The sequence below is a fragment of the Streptomyces xylophagus genome (assembly GCF_000716435.1).
Lineage (GTDB): Bacteria > Actinomycetota > Actinomycetes > Streptomycetales > Streptomycetaceae > Streptomyces > Streptomyces xylophagus.
In genome coordinates this window covers 208,671-227,007 of record NZ_JNWO01000004.1, presented here as the reverse complement: position 1 = coordinate 227,007, position 18,337 = coordinate 208,671, and the positions used below count along the sequence as shown (strand labels likewise).

16 protein-coding genes are annotated in these 18,337 nt (G+C 71.0%); 9 read left to right on the top strand and 7 right to left on the bottom strand.

Annotation, left to right across the window (positions count from 1 at the left end):
* The first annotated feature begins 6 nt into the window (after positions 1 to 6).
* Positions 7 to 870 carry a diacylglycerol kinase family protein gene (locus OO70_RS10485; RefSeq protein WP_043667346.1) on the top strand — a complete coding sequence of 288 codons (864 nt, stop codon included), beginning with the start codon at positions 7 to 9 and terminating at the stop codon, positions 868 to 870.
* Positions 871 to 1,008: 138 nt separating this feature from the next.
* Here OO70_RS10485 and eutC read toward each other — a convergent pair whose 3' ends face one another.
* Both eutC and OO70_RS10475 read right to left on the bottom strand, forming a co-directional pair.
* Entirely contained in the window at positions 1,009 to 1,767 is a 759-nt protein-coding gene (gene eutC, locus OO70_RS10480) for an ethanolamine ammonia-lyase subunit EutC (protein ID WP_043667344.1), read from the bottom strand.
* Positions 1,764 to 3,152: an ethanolamine ammonia-lyase subunit EutB gene (locus tag OO70_RS10475; RefSeq protein ID WP_043667342.1), complete on the bottom strand. Its 1,389-nt coding sequence runs from the start codon at positions 3,150 to 3,152 to the stop codon at positions 1,764 to 1,766. The genes eutC and OO70_RS10475 overlap by 4 nt, the downstream gene beginning before the upstream one ends.
* Positions 3,153 to 3,323: 171 nt before the next feature.
* Between OO70_RS10475 and OO70_RS10470 the strand changes: the two genes are divergently transcribed.
* Complete coding sequence (locus OO70_RS10470) at positions 3,324 to 4,835, top strand: APC family permease (RefSeq protein ID WP_043667340.1); 1,512 nt, start codon at positions 3,324 to 3,326, stop codon at positions 4,833 to 4,835.
* A 107-nt stretch (positions 4,836 to 4,942) separates the two neighbouring features.
* On the opposite strand, the gene OO70_RS10465 is transcribed toward OO70_RS10470, so the two are convergent.
* Entirely contained in the window at positions 4,943 to 5,440 is a 498-nt protein-coding gene (locus OO70_RS10465; protein WP_078651337.1) for a GbsR/MarR family transcriptional regulator, read from the bottom strand.
* A gap of 73 nt (positions 5,441 to 5,513) precedes the next feature.
* Here OO70_RS10465 and OO70_RS10460 point away from each other — a divergent pair, with 73 nt between their 5' ends.
* From OO70_RS10460 to OO70_RS10450, 3 genes are read left to right on the top strand one after another with little or no spacing between them, the layout of a single operon-like run.
* Positions 5,514 to 6,422: an ABC transporter ATP-binding protein gene (locus OO70_RS10460; protein WP_043667336.1), complete on the top strand. Its 909-nt coding sequence runs from the start codon at positions 5,514 to 5,516 to the stop codon at positions 6,420 to 6,422.
* Positions 6,419 to 8,035, top strand: coding sequence for an ABC transporter permease (locus OO70_RS10455; protein WP_043667334.1), 1,617 nt, complete (start codon positions 6,419 to 6,421; stop codon positions 8,033 to 8,035). The genes OO70_RS10460 and OO70_RS10455 overlap by 4 nt, the downstream gene beginning before the upstream one ends.
* A gap of 47 nt (positions 8,036 to 8,082) precedes the next feature.
* Entirely contained in the window at positions 8,083 to 8,301 is a 219-nt protein-coding gene (locus OO70_RS10450) for a hypothetical protein (RefSeq protein ID WP_043667331.1), read from the top strand.
* On the opposite strand, the gene OO70_RS10445 is transcribed toward OO70_RS10450, so the two are convergent.
* Positions 8,291 to 9,493: a cytochrome P450 gene (locus tag OO70_RS10445; protein ID WP_043667329.1), complete on the bottom strand. Its 1,203-nt coding sequence runs from the start codon at positions 9,491 to 9,493 to the stop codon at positions 8,291 to 8,293. The genes OO70_RS10450 and OO70_RS10445 overlap by 11 nt on opposite strands.
* A gap of 200 nt (positions 9,494 to 9,693) precedes the next feature.
* On the opposite strand from OO70_RS10445, the gene OO70_RS10440 reads away from it, so the two are divergent.
* Positions 9,694 to 10,437 carry a GntR family transcriptional regulator gene (locus tag OO70_RS10440; protein WP_043667326.1) on the top strand — a complete coding sequence of 248 codons (744 nt, stop codon included), beginning with the start codon at positions 9,694 to 9,696 and terminating at the stop codon, positions 10,435 to 10,437.
* Position 10,438: 1 nt separating this feature from the next.
* Positions 10,439 to 11,710: an MFS transporter gene (locus OO70_RS10435; protein WP_051741043.1), complete on the top strand. Its 1,272-nt coding sequence runs from the start codon at positions 10,439 to 10,441 to the stop codon at positions 11,708 to 11,710.
* A 48-nt stretch (positions 11,711 to 11,758) separates the two neighbouring features.
* Here OO70_RS10435 and OO70_RS10430 read toward each other — a convergent pair whose 3' ends face one another.
* The 3 genes from OO70_RS10430 to OO70_RS10420 are packed head-to-tail and all read right to left on the bottom strand — an operon-like array spanning position 11,759 to position 13,392.
* The gene (locus OO70_RS10430; RefSeq protein ID WP_043667324.1) at positions 11,759 to 12,271 is read right to left on the bottom strand and encodes an RICIN domain-containing protein; all 513 of its coding nucleotides are present in this window, start codon (positions 12,269 to 12,271) and stop codon (positions 11,759 to 11,761) included.
* 54 nt (positions 12,272 to 12,325) lie between these two features.
* On the bottom strand, positions 12,326 to 12,541 hold the full coding sequence (locus OO70_RS10425) for a DUF397 domain-containing protein (protein WP_051741041.1): 216 nt from the start codon (positions 12,539 to 12,541) through the stop codon (positions 12,326 to 12,328).
* Complete coding sequence (locus OO70_RS10420; protein WP_043667322.1) at positions 12,541 to 13,392, bottom strand: helix-turn-helix domain-containing protein; 852 nt, start codon at positions 13,390 to 13,392, stop codon at positions 12,541 to 12,543. Before OO70_RS10420 ends, OO70_RS10425 begins: the two co-directional genes overlap by 1 nt.
* A gap of 218 nt (positions 13,393 to 13,610) precedes the next feature.
* On the opposite strand from OO70_RS10420, the gene OO70_RS10415 reads away from it, so the two are divergent.
* Positions 13,611 to 14,018 (top strand): ATP-binding protein, encoded by a 408-nt coding sequence (locus OO70_RS10415; RefSeq protein ID WP_043667320.1) that lies wholly within the window; start codon positions 13,611 to 13,613, stop codon positions 14,016 to 14,018.
* 464 nt (positions 14,019 to 14,482) lie between these two features.
* A complete protein-coding gene (locus OO70_RS10410) occupies positions 14,483 to 18,319 on the top strand; it encodes an nSTAND1 domain-containing NTPase (RefSeq protein WP_043667317.1) in 3,837 nt (1,278 codons plus the stop codon).
* Positions 18,320 to 18,337: the final 18 nt, after the last annotated feature.

The window sequence follows — 18,337 nt, the reverse complement described above, 5'->3', positions numbered from 1 at the left end:
CGAGGCATGGCCGAGGTGGCGACTTTCGCGACTTCCGATCAGCTGCTGGTCGTCATCGATCCGGTCGCCCGGCGCGCCGACGCGGAGTCCGTCCGCATCGCGAAAGACGTGCTCAGCGCGGGTGCGGCGACGAAGGTGTGCCTTCCGGAGGGGCCCGAGGAATTCGCCCGGGTACTGGCCCGGCGGGGTTCGCGCCGGCCGGTGCTGGTGGGCGACGACCGGGCCCTGATGCGTGCGGTGTCCCTGTTGCACCGGCAGCGGGAGCTGGCCGGATGTGCGCTGTCGATGGTGCCGGTGGGGGGTGCGCTGTCGCTGGCGGGGGCGCTGGGGGTGCCCACGGGGGCGGTGGCGGCCGCGCGCGCGGTCCTCGACGGGGTCGTACACCGGATGGATCTTTTGGTGGACGACAGCGACGGGGTGGTGCTGGGCGCGTTGCGGATTCCTTCGCTCCCCTCGCCTGCTGTGCCCTCGCCCGCCGGCAACGGGCACGCGTCGTGGCTGCGGACGTGCCAGTCACTGGTACGGACACTGGTGCCGGCCCGGCCGTCACGGGAACCGCTCGTGGGTGTGCCGCGGTTCGGGCCTGCGCGGCTGCGGGTCGAGGTCGACGGGGTGACGTTGGTCGATCTGGACCAGCCGGTGGAGGGCGTTTCGGTGCGGCCGGGGGCGTCGGGGCTGGCCGAGGTGGAGGTACGGCCGGTGTCGGTGGGGGCGGAGGCGTCTCCGCTGTACGCGAGGGGACGGACGGTCACCGTGTCCGGGGCGGACTTCCGGTACCGGGCGGACGCGGTGGTGGCGGGGCCGGTGCGGACTCGGACGTGGGTGGTTCGGGAGGGGGCTTGGGGGCTTACGTTGCCTTCGGTGGGGTGACCTCCGGGGGCGGGGGGATTTTCTCGCCCCCGCCGCCCCTACCCGTCCCATCCTCCAGGGGCGCCGCCCCTTCGACCCCGTCACGGGGGCCAGCCCCCGAACCCCCGCTCCTCAAACGCCGGAGGGGCTGAGATTGGGCTAGTTCGCCAGCATCGGCGCGTCCGACTCGTCCTTCAACGCCACGCCCGTCGACCCCAACTCCCTTGCCCTGCCCATCAGTCCCGCCAGCTTCCCCGCCGCCACCTCGTACGTCAGCCCCAACGGCGGCCGTATGTTGCTCAGGCAGTTCCTGTCGGCGTCCGTCGTCACGCCCGGCTTCGGGTGGTACGTCAGGTATGCGCCCAGGGAGTCCGCCGCCGACATGCCGGGGCGTTCGCCGACGAAGACCACGACCATCGTCGCGCCCATCGCCGAGGCCACGTCGTCGCCGAGGGCCACGCGGGCCTGTTCCGCGAGGACGACCGGGGCCACTCGCCAGGTCGGCGGGAGGAGTGCCGTCGTCGCGCGGACCATCGCCGCCGCGTGTTCGTGCACCGCTCGGCTGGAGAGGCCGTCGGCGACCACGAAGACGACGTCCCAGTCACCCACCGGGAGGTGCGCGCGGTCGGTTGGCTCCAGGCGGCGGCCCAGGTCGGGGCGTTGGAGGTAGGTGAGGCGGTCGGGGGCCGCGCTGCGGACCCGGATCGTCGGTTCTCCCCGCAGCGCCTCCGCCACCACGTCCGGGGCGAACGGGGAGTGGACCGCGTCCCGTGCCGCCGCGTGCGCTGCCTGCAACTCCAGGCGGTGGTGGGTCGGGAGGCCCGTGCCCGCTCTGCCCAGGCCGATCCTCGCCTGGGTGTGTCGGCGCAGGGACGGCCACAAGTCCCGGTCCACCGAAGCCACTTGACTGGTCGTCATGCCGCCAGTTCCCTTCCGATCGCCGTCAACGGGTGGGTCGTACCGGACACGTCCCTGATCTCGCCGCTCTCGCCCAGCAGGCCGATCGAGTCGAGCCATGCCTCGAACTCCGGTGCCGGGCGCAGGCCGAGGACCTCGCGGAGGTACAACGCGTCGTGGTACGAGGCGGATTGGTAGTTGAGCATGATGTCGTCGCCGCCGGGTGTGCAGATCACGAAGGACGCGCCGGCCACGCCGAGCATGGTGAGCATCGTGGCGATGTCGTCGTCGTCCGCGTCGGCGTGGTTGGTGTAGCAGATGTCCAGGCCCATGGGCAGGCCGAGCACCTTGCCGCAGAAGTGGTCCTCCAGGGCGGCGCGGAGGATCTGGCGGCCGTCGTAGAGGTACTCCGGGCCTATGAAGCCCACCACCGTGTTGACCAGGAGCGGGTCGTAGCGGCGGGCGACCGCGTACGCCCGTGCCTCCACCGTCTGCTGGTCCACGCCGTGGTGCGCGTCCGCCGACAGTGCGCTGCCCTGGCCGGTCTCGAAGTACATGACGTTGGAGCCGACCGTGCCCCGGCCGAGCGCCTTCGCCGCCTCGTACGCCTCGTCGAGCAGGCCCAGCGTGACGCCGAAGGACGCGTTCGCCGCCTGCGTGCCCGCGATGGACTGGAAGACAAGGTCCACTGGAGCGCCGGCCGCCATCAGGTCCATGCTCGTCGTGACGTGGGACAGCACGCAGGACTGGGTGGGGATGGCGTAGCGCTGGATCACGCCGTCCAGCAGTTCCAGCAGGTCCCGTACCGCCTTCGGGCTGTCCGTCGCCGGGTTGATGCCGATCACCGCGTCGCCGGAACCGAGCAGCAGCCCGTCGAGCAGGGCCGCGGCCACGCCCGCCGGGTCGTCGGTGGGGTGGTTGGGCTGGAGGCGGGTGGCGAGGCGGCCCGGCAGCCCGATCGTCGACCGGAACGCCGTCACCACCCGCACCTTCCGCGCGACCGCGACCAGGTCCGCGTTGCCCATCAGCTTCGACACCGCCGCGACCATCTCGGGCGTCAACCCGGCTGCCACGGCGGCCAGTTGGGACGTGTCCGCGGCCAGCAGCCACTCCCGGAACCCGCCCACCGACAGCCCGGCCACCGTCGCGAACGCGCCCGTGTCATGCGTGTCGACGATCAACCGGGTCACGTCATCCGTCTCGTACGGGATCACCGGCTCGGTGAGGAACGCGGTCAGCGGTACGTCCGCCAGCGCCCACCGCGCCGCCACCCGTTCCTGGGCACTCTCGGCCGTGAGCCCCGCCAGCCGGTCGCCGGAGCGCTCGGGGCTCGCGGCGGCGAGCAGGCGCGCGAGGGAGCCGAAGCGGTAGCGCCGGCCGCCGAGGGTGGAGGTGTACGTACTCATGGCGGTGACCGTACGAGGCGCGTGTTGCCCCCAGATTTCCTCAGATTTCTAAAGGTCTGGTTGACAAACATTTAACGCGACGAAACCCTTTCCCGACTCATTCGGCCTACAGAGTTCCGCTTCGAAACACCAGCCGAGCGGCAGCGAGAGCAGCAGGAGAGGGGCCATCCGATGGCAGTGGACGAAGGGGTCGCCCCCGCGGCGAACACAAGCGAGGACGGCGCCGTTCACCGGCTCAAGCCCAACGCCATCGGCCTGCTGGGCGTGGTCTTCATGGCCGTCGCGACCGCCGCCCCGATCACCGCGATGACCGGCAACGTGCCGTTCATGGTCTCGTCGGGCAACGGCATAGGCGCCCCGGCGAGCTACCTCGTCGCAATGGTCGTCCTGGCAATCTTTTCCGTCGGCTTCACGTCGATGGCCAAGCACATCACGTCGACGGGCGCCTTCTACGGCTTCATCTCCTACGGCCTCGGCCGCACCGTCGGACTCGCCTCCGGCCTCCTCGCGACCTTCGCGTACGTCGTGTTCGAACCGGCGCTGATCGGCATCTTCTCGGTCTTCGCCACCGGAACCTTCAAGGACCAGACGGGACTTGACATCCCGTGGTGGGCCTGCGCGATCGTGATGCTGGCCGTCAACGCGACGGGCACGTGGTTCGGCGTCTCGGTCGCGGAGAAGCTGCTCGTCGTACTCCTCGGGACGGAGGTGACCGTCCTCGCGGCGATGGCGATCTCGGTCGCCCTGCACGGCGGCGGCCCGCACGGCTTCACCTTCGGCCCGGTCAACCCGGTCAACGCGTTCAAGGGGACGAGCGCCGGTCTCGGCCTCTTCTTCGCCTTCTGGTCCTGGGTCGGCTTCGAGTCCACGGCCATGTACGGCGAAGAGTCCCGCGACCCGAAGAAGATCATCCCCAAGGCGACGATGATCTCGGTCCTCGGCGTCGGCGTCTTCTACGTCTTCGTCTCCTGGATGGCCATCATCGGCAACGGCGAGACGGAGGCCGTCAAGGTCGCCTCCTCGGCGAACCCGCTCGCCCTCTTCTTCAACCCCACCGAGCACTACGTCGGCCACTGGGCGGTCGACCTCATGCAGTGGCTGATGATCACCGGCTCGCTCGCCTGCGGCATGGCCTTCCACAACTGCGCCAGCCGCTACATGTACGCGCTGGGCCGCGAGGGCGTCCTCCCCTCCCTCAAGAACACCATCGGCCGCACCCACGCCAAGCACGGCTCCCCGCACATCGCGGGCTTCGTCCAGACCGTGATCAGCGCCGTCCTGATCGTCGCGTTCTGGGCCACGAGCAAGGACCCGGCCAACGCGATGTACGTCCTGCTGGCCATCCTCGGCACGATGGCGATCCTCGTGGTGCAGGCGGTGTGCTCGTTCGCGGTGCTGGCGTACTTCCGGACCCACCACCCCGAGAGCCGGCACTGGTTCAAGACGTTCACCGCTCCGCTGCTCGGCGGCATCGCGATGCTGGCGGTGGTGCTGCTCCTGGTGTCCAACATGAGCGTGGCGGCGGGCGCGGAGTCCGACTCCCTGCTCCTGAAGGCGACCCCGTGGCTGGTAGCCCTGGTCGCGGCAACGGGCATCGGCTACGCCCAGTACTTGAAGCGCCGGGCGCCTGAACGCTATGCCTTGCTCGGCCGCACGGTGCTCGAAGAAACCAAGGAGCGCTGAGGTTCTTTTAGGGGCGCGGGGAACTGCGCAACCAGCCCACCACCGGCCTGCAGACGAGTACGAATCTGCGGGAGCGTTGTGGCTGGTCGCGCAGTTCCCCGCGCCCCTTAGGTGAGTCCACCGAAGCGCGTTTCACGGTGAACCCGCCACCGCTCCATCATCGCCACGATCTCCCCGTCGACGAACTCGAAGAACGCGAGGGTCTCGGTCATACGGCGCCCCGCCGGGGTCTCCGCGCCGAGGCTCGCAACCCCCTCGCTGAGAGCCGCCTCCCACCGCTTGAGCACGGCCTCGCGGTTGGTCAGCGCCTCGTACCACTGGTTGCCCTGAACCCGGTACCGCTCGCGCCGCGAACCCGGTTCCCGCTCGCGCGACACCATGTGCTGCTGCGCCAGGTACCGCACCCCACCGGACACCGCCGCCGGACTGATCCGCAGCTGTTCTCCCAGCTCGACGGAGGTCATCGCGCCCTCGTCGGAGGAGAGCAGCGCGGCGAAGATCCGGGCCGGCATCCGCTGCATCCCGGCCTCGACCAGCTGCGCCGCGAAGGACTCGACGAACTTCGACACGGACTCTGCGTCCCGCGCACCAGATGTATCCGTCATGGACTCACCCTACCCGCGCTTCACACGCTTCCTTAACTTCACAAATTTCTGAAAGAAGCGTACGTTCGGCTCCATGACGAAGGCAATCACCGTCTCCGGCCTGCACAAGTCGTTCGGCAAGACGCATGCCCTCACAGGCCTCGACCTCGCCGTCGAGACCGGCGAGGTACACGGCTTTCTCGGCCCCAACGGCTCCGGCAAGTCCACGACGATCCGCGTCCTGCTCGGCCTGCTGCACGCCGACTCGGGCGCCGCCCAGCTCCTGGGCCGCGACCCATGGACCGACGCGGTCGAACTGCACCGCCGGGTCGCCTACGTCCCCGGCGACGTGACGCTGTGGCGCAACCTCTCCGGGGGCGAAGTCATCGATCTCTACGGCAAGTTGCGCGGCGGCCTCGACAAGGCCCGCCGCGCCGAGCTGATCGACCGCTTCGAGCTGGACCCGACGAAGAAAGGCCGCACGTACTCCAAGGGCAACCGCCAGAAGGTCGCCCTCGTCGCCGCGTTCGCCTCGGACGTCGACCTGCTGATCCTGGACGAACCGACGTCCGGCCTCGACCCGTTGATGGAGGAGGTCTTCCAGCGCTGCGTGGAGGAGGAGCGCGACCGGGGCCGTACGATCCTGCTCTCCTCCCACATCCTCAGCGAGGTCGAGGAGTTGTGCGACCGAGTGAGCATCATCCGCAAGGGCCGCACGGTGGAGAGCGGTTCACTGTCCGACCTGCGCCACCTCACCCGCACCAGCGTGACCGCCGAACTCACCGGCCTGCCCAACGGGTTGGCGTCCCTGCCCGGCGTGCACGACCTCGACGTGCAAGGTCACCGCGTCCACCTCCAGGTCGAGACGGACCAACTCAACGCCGTCCTGCGGTCATTGAGCGACTCTGGCGTGCGCTCTCTGACCTCGAAGCCGCCGACGCTGGAGGAGCTGTTCCTCCGTCACTACCAGGAGACGGACACGAAAGACGAGGTGGCCGGATGACCGCCGCCGCGTTCCCCGTACGCACCGGCACCAACACCGGCAGCTCACGCCAACTCGCGGGCACGGGAGCCCTGTTGCGCTTCAACCTGCGCCGCGACCGGGTGGTGATCCCGGCCTGGGTGGCAGTGACCGGCCTGCTGGTCCTCTCCCTCCCCGGCTCACTGCGCAGCGTCTACTCCACTCCCGCCCAACGCGCCGACATCGCCCGCCAGATGCTCGCCAACAGCTCACTCCGCGCCACCTACGGCCCGGTGTTCAGCGACTCGCTCGGCGGTCTCACCGCCTGGCGCATCGGCGGGTACGCCGCGATCCTCGCCGGGATCATGAGCCTGGTCGTCGTCGTACGGCACACGCGTGACGAGGAGGAGAGCGGCCGGCAGGAACTCGTGTCGTCGGCGATGGTGGGCCGCCGCGCCCCGCTGACAGCAGCCCTGTTGACGGCGCTCGTCGCCAACTCCGCGCTGGCGCTGCTGATTACGGCCGGCATGACTGGTCAGGGGACGGCGGGAGCCCTCGCACTCGGGCTCGGCATCGGCGGAGTGGGCATGGTGTTCGCGACGCTCGCGGCGATCGTCGCGCAGTTCACGGACAGCGGAAGGCTCGCGAAGGGCCTGACCGGTGGACTGGTGGGAGTGGCGTTCGTCCTGCGCGCGGTGGGCGACTCGACCACCAACGACGGCTCCTCTCCCCTGACTTGGATCTCGCCCATCGGCTGGCTGGAGAACCTGCGCCCGTTCGCGGCCGAACGCTGGTGGGTACTGGCTCTGTTCGTCACCGCATCCCTCCTCCAGGGCTTCGTCGCCTACGAGTTGGCGGGCCGCCGAGACGTGGGAATGAGCTTCTTCCCGGCCCGCCCGGGCCCGGCCCACGGCCGTCTCGGCACGGCGGGTGCGCTCGCCTGGCGTCTCCAGCGGGGCAGCGTCCTGGGCTGGAGCCTCGGATTCTTCGCGGCCGGGGTCGCCTTCGGCGGCATCACGAAGGGGGCCGCGGACCTGGTCGGGGACAACGCCAAGACCCGCGAGATCATCGAGCGGATGGGCGGCCAGTCCGGTATCGAGGACGCGTTCCTGGCCACGATGGTCGGCATGTTCGGCATGCTCGCCGCGCTGTACGCGGTCTCCTCGGTCCTACGGCTGCACAGCGAGGAGACCGGCCAACGCGCCGAACCCATCCTGGCGAACGCGGTCGGCCGCCTGCGCTGGGCCGCCGGCCACCTCACCATCGCCTTCGCCGGCGCGGTCCTGATCATGCTGCTCAGCGGCCTCGGCCTGACCCTCGGCTACGGCGCCGAACCCGGCCCGATCCTCGCCGCCTGCCTGGTCCAGGTCCCGGCGGTCTGGACCCTGGGCGCCCTCGCGGTCCTGCTGCACGGCATCTCGCCGCGCCTGTCCCCGGCGTCCTGGGGTGCGGCCGGACTCGCGCTCCTGCTCGGCTGGATCGGACTCGCGCTGAACCTCCCCCAGGCGGTCCTGGACGTCTCCCCCTTCGGCCATCTGCCGAAGCTGCCGGGCGGAGACATGGCGTGGGGACCGGTGGCGGTCCTGACCGCGATCGCCGCCGCCCTGGTCGCCGTAGGACTGGCGGGTCTGCGGCGGCGGGACCTCACGACCTGACCGGCGGGACGGGAACCTCCGGCGGCCCGGGCGCGTCCGTCCCGGGCATGGGACAACGTGCGCAGGCCGCCGGGGGATGTCTGACCGTCGCACTTGGCGCGGGCCTGGGACTGGCGGTGTGGTCGTACGGCGTCCGGGGGCGGTTCCAGCGGTTCGAGGCGAGCCCCGACTGGAGTGTCCTCTATGCCGAGTTGCCGCTGGCGGTCCTCGGCGGGGTCGCCGCCGCGCTGGGTGTCTGGGCCCTGGTCCGGCGGGTCAGACCGTGACGCTCAGCCCTTCCAAGCCCCGGATCACGAAGTTCGGTTTGCGTTTCGGCTCCGTCGCGAGGTCGAGGGTGGGGGCCTTCTCCAGCAACGCCTTCATGGAGGCGGCCAGTTCGATACGGGCCAGGGGTGCGCCGATGCAGTAGTGGATGCCCGCGCTGAAGCTGATGTGCGGGTTGTCGGCGCGGGTGAGGTCGAGGTGCTCCGGGTCGGCGAAGACGGCGGGGTCGTGGTTGGCCGCGCCGAACAGCATCGCGATCTCCGCGCCGCGCGGGATCACCGTGCCGTCGATCTCGATCTCGTCCAGCACCCACCGCTCGAAGAGCTGGAGCGGGGTGTCGTAACGCATCAACTCCTCGACGGCGGACGGGATCAGGGAGTGGTCCGCGCGGAGGGCGGCCAGTTGGTCCGGGTTGCGGAACAGCGCCCACCAACCATTCACCGTGGCGTTCACCGTGGCCTCGTGGCCCGCGTTCAGCAGGAGGACGGCGGTGGAGATCATCTCCTGCTCGGTGAGCCGGTCCTCCTCGTCGTGGGCCGCGATGAGGCCGGAGATGAGGTCGTCGCCGGGTTCCTTGCGGCGGGCGGCGATCAACTCGCGTAGATACGAGGAGAATTCGGTCGACGCGCGGACTGCCTTCGCCGCCGTGTCCTCGGACGGGCTCAGTTCGTACATCCCGCAGATGTCCGCCGACCAGGGGCGCAGCGGGGCGCGGTCCGACTCCGGGATGCCGAGCATCTCGGCGATCACCGCGACGGGGAGGGGTTCCGCCACGTCCGTGAGCAGGTCGCCGCCGCCCGCGGCCGCCAGGCGGTCCACCAGTTCACCGGCCAACTGGCTGACGTACGGCTTCAGTTGCTCGACCGTGCGCGGGGTGAACGCCTTGGAGACCAGACGCCGGATGCGGGTGTGGTCCGGGGGCTCCAGGTCGAGCATGCCGTGGTCGTTGAGGGTGTGGAAGGGCTCGTGCTCGGGCGGGGGTGCCGTACGGCCGAAGTCCTCGTGGGTGAAGCGGTGTTGGTAGGTGCGGCCGAGGCGGCGGTCGCGCAGCAGCGCCGAGACGTCCGCGTGCCGGGGGACGAGCCACTGGTCGGTGGGCTCGTAGTAGGTGACCCGGCCCCGGTCGCGCAGTTCGGCGTAGGCGGGGTACGGGTCGTCGACGAACGCGGGGTCCCAGGGGTCAAAGGCTGCCATGCACGGACGCTAGCCCGACAGCACCCGGTCTGACCAGGGGCGACCCGCGTGATCCCGGTGACCCGGGAGGCGGCGGGACCGCCGGTCACCCTGCGTATCTCTGCTCCAGTTTCTGCTCCAGTAGCTTCCGCCCGGCGCGGTAGCTTGCCAACGCGGTCCGGGATCACCGGATGGAGAGCAGACGAAGAGGAGAGTCGGCCATGCCCCGAGAGGCGCCCTATCTGGTGGTCGCCGACGCGCTGCGCGCACGGATCCTCGCGGGAGAGTGGGGGATCGGGGAGCGGTTGCCGTCGCGGGTGCGGCTCGCCGAGGAGTACGGCGTGGGGCGCAACGTCACGCAGCGGGCCATGGACCACCTGATCGCCCTGGGCCTCCTCGAAGGACGCGCGGGCTCCGGCACCTACGTCCGGTCGCCGCGCGAGCGCCTGCGCATGATCCGCTCCCGGCACCGCGAACGCAGCCGCGCCGGCCTGACCGAGCGGGGCCGGGCCCAGGCCTGGGACGCGCACAGCCGGACGCGCGTCCCCGCACCCGAGGACATCGCCGAGCGGCTCGCCATCAGCCCCGGGGACCTCTGCGTCCACACGCACTACGAGTTCCTGGCCGACGGGCAGCCCGTCCAGCTCTCCGCCTCCTGGGAGCCGATGGCCCTCACGGCCGGGACGCCGGTCGTGCTGCCCGAGCGGGGACCGCTCGCGGGAAAGGGGGTGGTGGAGCGCATGCGTTCCCTCGGCGTGGAGGTCGAGACCGTGGTCGAACTCCCGCGCCCGGCCCGTGCCACCCAGGAACAGGCGAACCTCCTGGGGATCAGCCTCGGCGACCTGGTGCTCCGGATCGAGCGGACCATCTACGCCACCGACGGACGCCCGGTGGAGACCGCCGACCTCGTCATACCCGACGTACGCAGGGAAGTGGTCTACGAGTTCGCGGTGGACCGGCCATAACATGTCATCAACTCCCTCCCCACACCCGCCGATTTCCTCCCCGCACCCGCCAACACCCTCCCGGCTCGGGCCCCTTCGCGACCCCGACTTCGGACGGCTGTCCGCCGCGACCGCGCTCGGCCAGCTGGGCGACCGCGTCATCTTCCTGGCGTTGCCCCTGGTCGCCATCGTTGCGTTGCGCGCCGACGAGTTACAGGTCGGCCTGCTGACCGCGGCCACCACGGCGGGCTCGCTCCTGGTCGGACTGCCGGCCGGCGCCTGGGTGGACCGGATGCGCAAACGGCCGGTGATGATCAGCACCGACCTCGCCAGGGCACTGGTCCTCGCGACCGTACCGCTGGCGTGGTGGGCGGGCCTCCTCACCATCTGGTGGCTGTACGCGGTCGCCCTGACCCATGGAGTCCTGACCGTCTTCTTCGACGTCGCCTACGTCAGCTACCTGCCGCACCTGGTGGGCCGCGGGAACCTGGTTGAGGGAAACGCGAAGCTCTCGGCCATCCGCTCGGTGACCAGCATCAGCGGGCCCGGGGTGGCGGGGCCGCTCGTCGGCTGGGCCGGAGCCCCTGCGACGCTCCTGGTGAGCTCGGCGGGGATGGCCCTGTCGGGTCTGCTCGCGCTCGGCATCCGCAAGCCCGAACAGAAGCCGGAGCCCGGTGGTCCGGAGGCAAGTGCTCGACCCCAACTGGGCCGGGACATAAGGGAAGGGCTGAGGTTCGTCATCGGCCATCCCGCGCTCCGTGCGATCGTGATGGGGGACGCGATGTTCAATCTCTTCCTGGTCATGTACCAGACGATGCTGCTGGTCTTCCTGGAGCGGGACATGGGTCTCGGCTCCTTCGGCATCGGTGTCGTGCTGTCGGGCATGGGCTGCGGTGCGCTGCTGGGCGCACTGATGGCGACCAGGCTCTCCAACCGGCTCGGACAGGCTCGCGTCATCCGGCTCGCGCCGCTGATCACCTGCCCGCCGACCGCCCTGATGCCGTTGGCCCGGCCGGGGTGGACCCTGTGCGCGGCGGCGCTCGGGCTCGCGGCCCTGTCGCTGGGCGGAGTCGTCCGCGTGGTGGCACAGGCGAGCCTCCAACAGTCCCTCACCCCCGACCGGCTCCTGGGCCGGATGAGCGCGACCGCCCGTTTCGTGTCCTGGGGCGGCATTCCGCTGGGCGGCCTGCTGGGCGGAGCCGCGGGCACCGTCTTCGGAGCCACCTCCACCTTGTGGATCGGCGCGGCCGGCATGACGGCGAGCGCCCTGCCCAACCTGCTGTCGGCACCGTGACCCACGGGGACCGGCGCCCCGTGGGTCACGTCTCGCGCTACGGGTCGGCTAGGCCTGCGTGTACCACCGCTGCCAGGTGGCGGTGTCCTCGCAGTTGCGGAGGTTGATGCCCGCGTGCGTGCTCCAGTCGCCGCGGTTCTGGATGCTCAGGCACTGGTAGTTGACGTCGGTCCGCAGCTGCTCGCCGTGCCACTGCCAGCGCTGGTTGGCCTGGCCGTGGCAGTCACCGACGAGCTGGGCCGGGGCGTCGAGCTCGCCGTTCCTGACGTCGAGGCACTTCGCCTCGGCGTAGTTGACCAGCTTCGTGTCCTGCCAGTACCAGTCCTGGCTCGACACCGGCCGGGCACTGCAGTCCGTCACCTCCACGTTGTCGCCGTTGGCGGTCAGACATCGGTTGCTGAAGCGCGAGATGATGCGGAAGGTGCTGACGGCGGCGCGGGCGCCGGAGGAACCGGAGGAACCGGCGGACGTCGTGGTCGCGTGGCTCGCGGGCGCGTTGGCGAGGACGGGCAGGACGGTCAACGCGAGTGCGGTGAGGCCGTACTTCAGGTGTTTGATCATGCGTCCTGGTGTAGCGGGCGCCCGGTTTGCACCAACAGCTCAGGACACGGCCGTTCACCCGACCGGCGGACCCGATTCACCGCAGAAACGATCACTGTCACCGGCCTTGATGTGCTCGACGAGGGCGGTGAAGGCGGGGGTGGGGAAGGAGAGGGTGGCGCGAGTGGGCACCTTGGAGTCGCGGACGGCTGTGCGGGTGGGGAGGGTGGCTATCTCGACGCAGGTGTCGCCGTCGCCGCCGCCGGAGTACGTCGACTTTCGCCAGTTCATTACAGTTCCTTCGCCAGCCGGTGGATGAAGTCCCGCGACGCGGTGGGTTCCAGCGACGCCTCTTGCATCCTAAGGAAGAGGCCTCGCAGTTGCTCCAACTGAGCTTCCGCATCGATGAACGCGACGCCGGTCGGGGCGTCCCGTAGTCCTGTGTCCAACCGTGGCACCGGACCACCCGCGTACATCATCGAGATTCCGGCTCCGGCAAATCCCTCCCGGTCAAGGGGGATGACCCGCACAGTGGCGTGCCCGTTGTCGATCTCGTCCAAGATGCGCCGGAGCTGAGACAGGGAGGTCCGGTGGTCGGCCACCTGGATGCGCAGGGCGCACTCGTGGATCAGCGTTTCGTACGGGGTCGGGGTATCGCCCTCGATCACGGCTCGCCGCATCAGTCTGTGGTCCACCCGAGGCGCCAATTCGCTTTCGGGCAGCCCAGGTTGCACGTACGTATAGATCGCACGGGCATAGTCGGCGGTCTGCAACAACCCCGGAACATGGGTGATCACAACCTCGCGCAGGAACGTCGCATGGTGTTCCACCTCGGCAGTGTCCTGGAACACCGGCGGCAGCACGCCCCGATATTCCTCCCACCAGCCACGGGTACGGTCGGTCGCCATCGCCACGAGGGCGTCGATCAACGCCTCGTCCGTGCAGGCGTAGTGGGCGGCAAGGCGTCGTACCCGCTCCTCGCTGACGCCGACGTTGCCCGCCTCCACCTGGCTCATCTGGGCCGACGTCGAATTGAGCAGGCCGGCCACCTCACGGGCCTTCAGCCCGGCCGCTTCCCTCAGCCGACGCAGTTCCTCGCCCAGGCGCACCTGCCTCGCCGTGGGCTGACTCCTCGGCGCCATACCCCTCCTCAACCGCCTTACTGGCTTGCCTCGTTCGGGGGTCAGATTACGACACCCGCTTGCGCTGACAAAAATTTTTGCACTACCGTCGGTGTTGCGACGCACACCCTGCGAAACCCCGGGGACCCGGAAGCGCACCGCTCCGTCCTGCCACGACGGCTGCGGCACTGCCACCGGCCCTGAACGCCAACTCCCCACCCCACGAACGGAGTTCACCCATGCCCGAAAGCGCGCCCTGGGAGTACACACTCCAGATCCCCAACGACCCCCGCGCCGTCACGATCAGTCGCCGCACCCTCCGCCTGATCCTCACGATGCACGGCCTGATCACCCTCGTCGACACCGCCGAACTCCTCGCCACGGAGCTGATCGCCAACGCCGTACGGCACACCGACGGCCCCGCCGCCCTACGAGTCTCCTGGTCGCCCCGTACTCTCCGCATCGGCGCCTGGGACGCGAACCCCGAACCACCGGAGCCACCACAGGCGTGGGACCACCTCACCACCACTGAGGACGGCCGCGGCCTCGCACTGGTCCGGGCCTGCGCCGACCAATGGGGCTGGCAACCACAGTCCAGGAACGGCAACCGCGGCAAGTACGTCTGGTGCGAACTGGACGCAGCGTGAGAGGCACCGTATGGAAGGGCTCGCGCTCGGGCGGGGGTGCCGTACGGCCGAAGTCCTCGTGGGTGAAGCGGTGTTGGGCGGTGCGCGGGGATCTTCGGCGCCAGGAGAGTGCAGCCCAGAAAGTGTGACACTCCGCGCCGAACTGTCACACTTCCGCAGGGACAGTCCCCTCCGGGAAGACCGGCACAGGGTCGCACCGCTCAAGATCGAAGACCCGCGCAGGCGACGTACGGGTCGGACACGACCGCCGGGCCCCAGAGGCCGAAGGCGAGGTCGTCAGCCGCTGCTATGGACGGACGCCGACCGTTGGACAAGCTGCTGACCAGGAGCTCCCGGCCGGCGCCCGCACCCCCGTGTGGACTTGTGGTGAATATCGCAGCCCCCGTTCCCGGTCCCGGCCCGCCCGCCGCTTCTTGATGTTTCAATCATTGCGACCCTGCCAGGAACGGGCGATTGGTGGTGCGATGGGACGTCCCGAGCGGCCGGTGGATCCCGAGGCCGGGGCCGTGCAGCGGCTCGCGCATCAGTTGCGGGAACTGCGTGCCGGGTGCGGCGGGCCGTCGTACCGGACGATGGCCCGGCGCGCGCACTACTCGGCGGCCACCCTCGCGCAGGCGGCCGGCGGGGAGCGGTTGCCGTCGCTCGCCGTGGTGCAGGCGTATGCGCGGGCCTGTGACGCCGACCCCGGGGAATGGGAGACGCGGTGGAAGGCGGCGGCCGAGGAGGACATGGCCGCCCGGCAGGACGGAGGCGGTGCGGACGAGCCGCCGTATCGCGGGCTCGTGCGGTTCGAACCCGGTGACGAGGAGCTGTTCTTCGGGCGGGAGCGGCTGGTCGGGGAGTTGCTGGAGCTGGTGTGCGAGCACCGGCTGGCGATGGTGTTCGGGGCGTCCGGCAGCGGGAAGTCGTCGTTGCTGCGGGCCGGGTTGATACCCCGGCTGCGGCGGCGCGTCCAGCAGGACGGCTGCGCGGCGGTGCTGCGGGTGCTCACCCCGGGGGCCACGCCGGCGGCGACCCACGGGCATCTGCTGGCTCCGGGGGACGGGGAGCCGGACAGCTGGGTGGTGGTCGACCAGTTCGAGGAGATCTTCACGCTGTGCCGGGACCGGGAGGAACGGGCCCGGTTCATCGAGCTGCTGCTCGCCGCGCGGGACCGGCAAAACCGGCTCAGGGTCGTCATCGCCGTACGGGCCGACTTCTATGCCCGGTGCGCCGAACACCGGGGGCTGGTGGACGCGTTGCGGGAGGCCCATCTGCTGGTCGGGCCGATGGACGCGACGGAGTTGCGGGAGGCGGTGGTCCGGCCGGCCGCCGCTGCCGGGCTGCTGGTCGAGCGGGAGCTGACCGCCCGGATCATCGACGAGGTCGTCGACCGGCCCGGCGCGCTGCCGATGCTGTCGCACGCCCTGTTGGAGACCTGGCACCGGCGCCGCGGCCGGACCCTGACCATGGCCGCCTACGAGGCGGCGGGCGGAGTGTGCGGCGCGATCGCCGCGACCGCCGAGCACCTCTACGACAGCCTCTCCCCCGCCCAGGCCCGCACCGCCCGGCGGGTGCTGCTGCGGCTGGTCGAACCGGGGCAGGGGACCACGGACACCCGGCGCCCGGTCCGGCGGGACGAACTGGACGCCTCCGAACCGGAGTTGTGCGAGGTCGTCGAACGGCTGGCCCGTGCCCGGCTGCTGACCGTGGACGCCGAGGGTATGGAGTTGGCCCACGAGTCCCTCATCAACAGCTGGCCCAGGCTGCACAGTTGGGTGGAAGAAGACCGTGAACGGCTGCGCCACCACCGGAGCCTCACCCAGGCCGCCCGCACCTGGGCGGAGCTCGGCCGTGACACCGGCACCCTCTACCGGGGCAACCGGCTGGCCCACGCGGAGGAGATGTTCTCGGCCGGACTCTCCCCCGAACTCAACACGCTGGAACGGGAGTTCCTCACCGCCGCGCTCGACGCCCGCGCGCACGAACGCCGTTCGGCCACCCGGACCGCCCGCCGGGCCCGGCGCCTGATCCTCTCGCTGTCCGCCGCCGTGGCGCTGTCACTGGTCACCGGTCTGGTCGCCTGGCAGCTGCATCGCAACGGCGTACGGGAACGCGTCGAGACGGCCGCGCGCCGGGTCGCCTCGGTCGCCGGTTCGATGCGGGCCACCGACCCCAGGACGGCCATGCTGCTCAGCGTCGCCGCCTGGCGCACGGCCCCGCTCACCGAGAGCCGCTCCGCGCTGCTCGGCGCGCTCACCCAGCCCCAGTTGGACGCCTTCACCGCGCCCGGGTCGGACGGCGACACCCCGCGCTTCCTCACCGACTCCGGCCGCGCCGTGCTCAGCACCGAGGGACGGACCTGGGGCACCTGGAACGTCACCACCCACCGCCGTATCGCTTTCGGACCCCTGCCCGGGGCCGCCACGGTGCTCGCCGCTTCTCCCGACGCCCGGGTCGTGGCGCTCCAAGTGCCGGGCGGGAAGCGGCTGTTGGACACCGCCACCGGGAAGTGGACCGGGCCCGCGCGGGCGCTGCCGTCGTCGTACCGGATCGGCTTCGGGCCCAGCGGCCGCAGCTATGTGGTGCGCGATCCGCGCGGCGGGCGGACGTGGCTGCGGGCCGTCACGGACGACCGGGTGCTCTACGAGGCCTCGGGCGCGGGCGGGCCCGATGTGGCGCCGAGTCCGGACGACCGGCAGGTCGCCGTCTGCGCCAAGGGGCACGCGCCCGCCGTGTGGGACCTCGGCCGTCGGCGTGCGCTGCACGGCGCGTGGGAGCACACGCACGGGATCTGCGACGACGCGTACGAACTGCTCGGGCTCGGCGCGGACCATCGGCTCATCGCCCTGTCCGGCACCGGGATCCGCGCCTGGGACACCACCTCGGGACGGCGGCTCGCCGGTCTCTTCTATCCGGACGTCCAGTACGCGGCCTTCAGCCGGAACGGGGAGTTCCTGGCGGCCTCGTGCCGTGACGAGATCCGGGTGTGGCGGCTGTCGGCGCCGGATGCGCCCGTGTTCCGGTACTCCCTCAACGGGCAGCTGCCGTCCGGGAGTCTGGCCTGGGACCCCGACCAACCCGTCCTGCGCTACCTCGAAGGCGCCACCGTCCACACCCTCGACGTCGCCGCCGCGACCACCCCCCGGTGGCGGGACCGTCCGCTGGACAACGCGCTGCTCGACCCCTCCGGCCGCGTCCTCGCCACCGCCGAACGGACCGGCGGCCACTACCGCTTCCAGCTCCGCGCCACCGTGAACGGACGGCTCCTGCGCCAACTGCGCTCCCCCGCGCTCCCGTTGGCCCGCGCCGGGAGCGAGCCGGTCGTGCCGGCGGACACCAGGTCCCTGATGGCGTTCAGCCCGGACGGCGACACGTTCGCCTACGGGGTGTCCGCACCGGGCCGGGACACCGCCACCCAGCGGCTGACCCTCTGGGATGTCGCGCGCGGCCGGGAACGCGGCACGGTCGATCTCGCCACCGCCCCCTCCGCGTCGGCGTCGGGGCCCGCGGTCGCGGTCGCCCTCGGTCCGGGCGGGCGCACCCTGCTGGCCGCGCGTACGTGGAGCGCTCCGGCCGCCGTCGTCATGCCCGACCTCGACGACCTGCCCGAACTCACCGAGCTGACCGGTCTCGCGGGCGCCGTCCCGGACACCACCGGCACCCCCGAGGTCACCGACGAGGTCTGGGACACCGCCCGGCAGCGCAGGACCGCCGTGCTCCAGGACTTCGACAGCGGCACCCTCGCCGTCCGGCCCGACGGCCGGCTCCTCGTCGGCAACAGCCACGCCGTCGCCCTGCCCTCCGGACCCGTCACCGCACAGGCCCTCGGGCAGAGCGGGAGGATCGGTGCCCTCGCGTTCAGCGGCGACGGCTCCCGGCTGGCGGCCGGTGACCTGACCGGGCGGGTCGCCCTGTGGGACGGGGCGCTGCGCGACCGCGCGGGAATCCTGCCGAACGTCTTCCCCGCCCCCGTCGCCAACACCCCCGAGGCCGTCAGCGCGCTGGCGTTCAGCCCGGACGGCCGCACCCTCGCCGTCGCCGGTGACGCCGGCACCGTCCAGCTCTGGGACACCGCCACCCGGCAACCCCTCGGCGGCACCCTGCCCACCCCCGGCGAGGACATCCGCTCCCTCGCCTTCAGCCCCGACAACAGCACGCTCTACGTCGCGGGCGACCACGTCCCGCTCCAGCGCTACGCCGTCTCCGCCTCCGCCGTCCTCACCCAGGTGTGCGCCCGCGCCGGCACCGTGCTGACCCGGGCCGAATGGGCCGCGGACATCCCCGACGCGCCCTACCGGAACACCTGTGAACAGCGGTGATTGTTTGTCTGGAGTGAT

Excerpts from the sequence above, each read along its gene's own strand:
- OO70_RS10485 (WP_043667346.1), top strand. The coding sequence starts at position 7 with ATGGCCGAGGTGGCGACTTTCGCGACTTCCGATCAGCTGCTGGTCGTC.
- eutC (WP_043667344.1), bottom strand. The coding sequence starts at position 1,767 with ATGACGACCAGTCAAGTGGCTTCGGTGGACCGGGACTTGTGGCCGTCC.
- OO70_RS10475 (WP_043667342.1), bottom strand. The coding sequence starts at position 3,152 with ATGAGTACGTACACCTCCACCCTCGGCGGCCGGCGCTACCGCTTCGGC.
- OO70_RS10470 (WP_043667340.1), top strand. The coding sequence starts at position 3,324 with ATGGCAGTGGACGAAGGGGTCGCCCCCGCGGCGAACACAAGCGAGGAC.
- OO70_RS10465 (WP_078651337.1), bottom strand. The coding sequence starts at position 5,440 with ATGACGGATACATCTGGTGCGCGGGACGCAGAGTCCGTGTCGAAGTTC.
- OO70_RS10460 (WP_043667336.1), top strand. The coding sequence starts at position 5,514 with ATGACGAAGGCAATCACCGTCTCCGGCCTGCACAAGTCGTTCGGCAAG.
- OO70_RS10455 (WP_043667334.1), top strand. The coding sequence starts at position 6,419 with ATGACCGCCGCCGCGTTCCCCGTACGCACCGGCACCAACACCGGCAGC.
- OO70_RS10450 (WP_043667331.1), top strand. The coding sequence starts at position 8,083 with ATGGGACAACGTGCGCAGGCCGCCGGGGGATGTCTGACCGTCGCACTT.
- OO70_RS10445 (WP_043667329.1), bottom strand. The coding sequence starts at position 9,493 with ATGGCAGCCTTTGACCCCTGGGACCCCGCGTTCGTCGACGACCCGTAC.
- OO70_RS10440 (WP_043667326.1), top strand. The coding sequence starts at position 9,694 with ATGCCCCGAGAGGCGCCCTATCTGGTGGTCGCCGACGCGCTGCGCGCA.
- OO70_RS10435 (WP_051741043.1), top strand. The coding sequence starts at position 10,439 with ATGTCATCAACTCCCTCCCCACACCCGCCGATTTCCTCCCCGCACCCG.
- OO70_RS10430 (WP_043667324.1), bottom strand. The coding sequence starts at position 12,271 with ATGATCAAACACCTGAAGTACGGCCTCACCGCACTCGCGTTGACCGTC.
- OO70_RS10425 (WP_051741041.1), bottom strand. The coding sequence starts at position 12,541 with ATGAACTGGCGAAAGTCGACGTACTCCGGCGGCGGCGACGGCGACACC.
- OO70_RS10420 (WP_043667322.1), bottom strand. The coding sequence starts at position 13,392 with ATGGCGCCGAGGAGTCAGCCCACGGCGAGGCAGGTGCGCCTGGGCGAG.
- OO70_RS10415 (WP_043667320.1), top strand. The coding sequence starts at position 13,611 with ATGCCCGAAAGCGCGCCCTGGGAGTACACACTCCAGATCCCCAACGAC.
- OO70_RS10410 (WP_043667317.1), top strand. The coding sequence starts at position 14,483 with ATGGGACGTCCCGAGCGGCCGGTGGATCCCGAGGCCGGGGCCGTGCAG.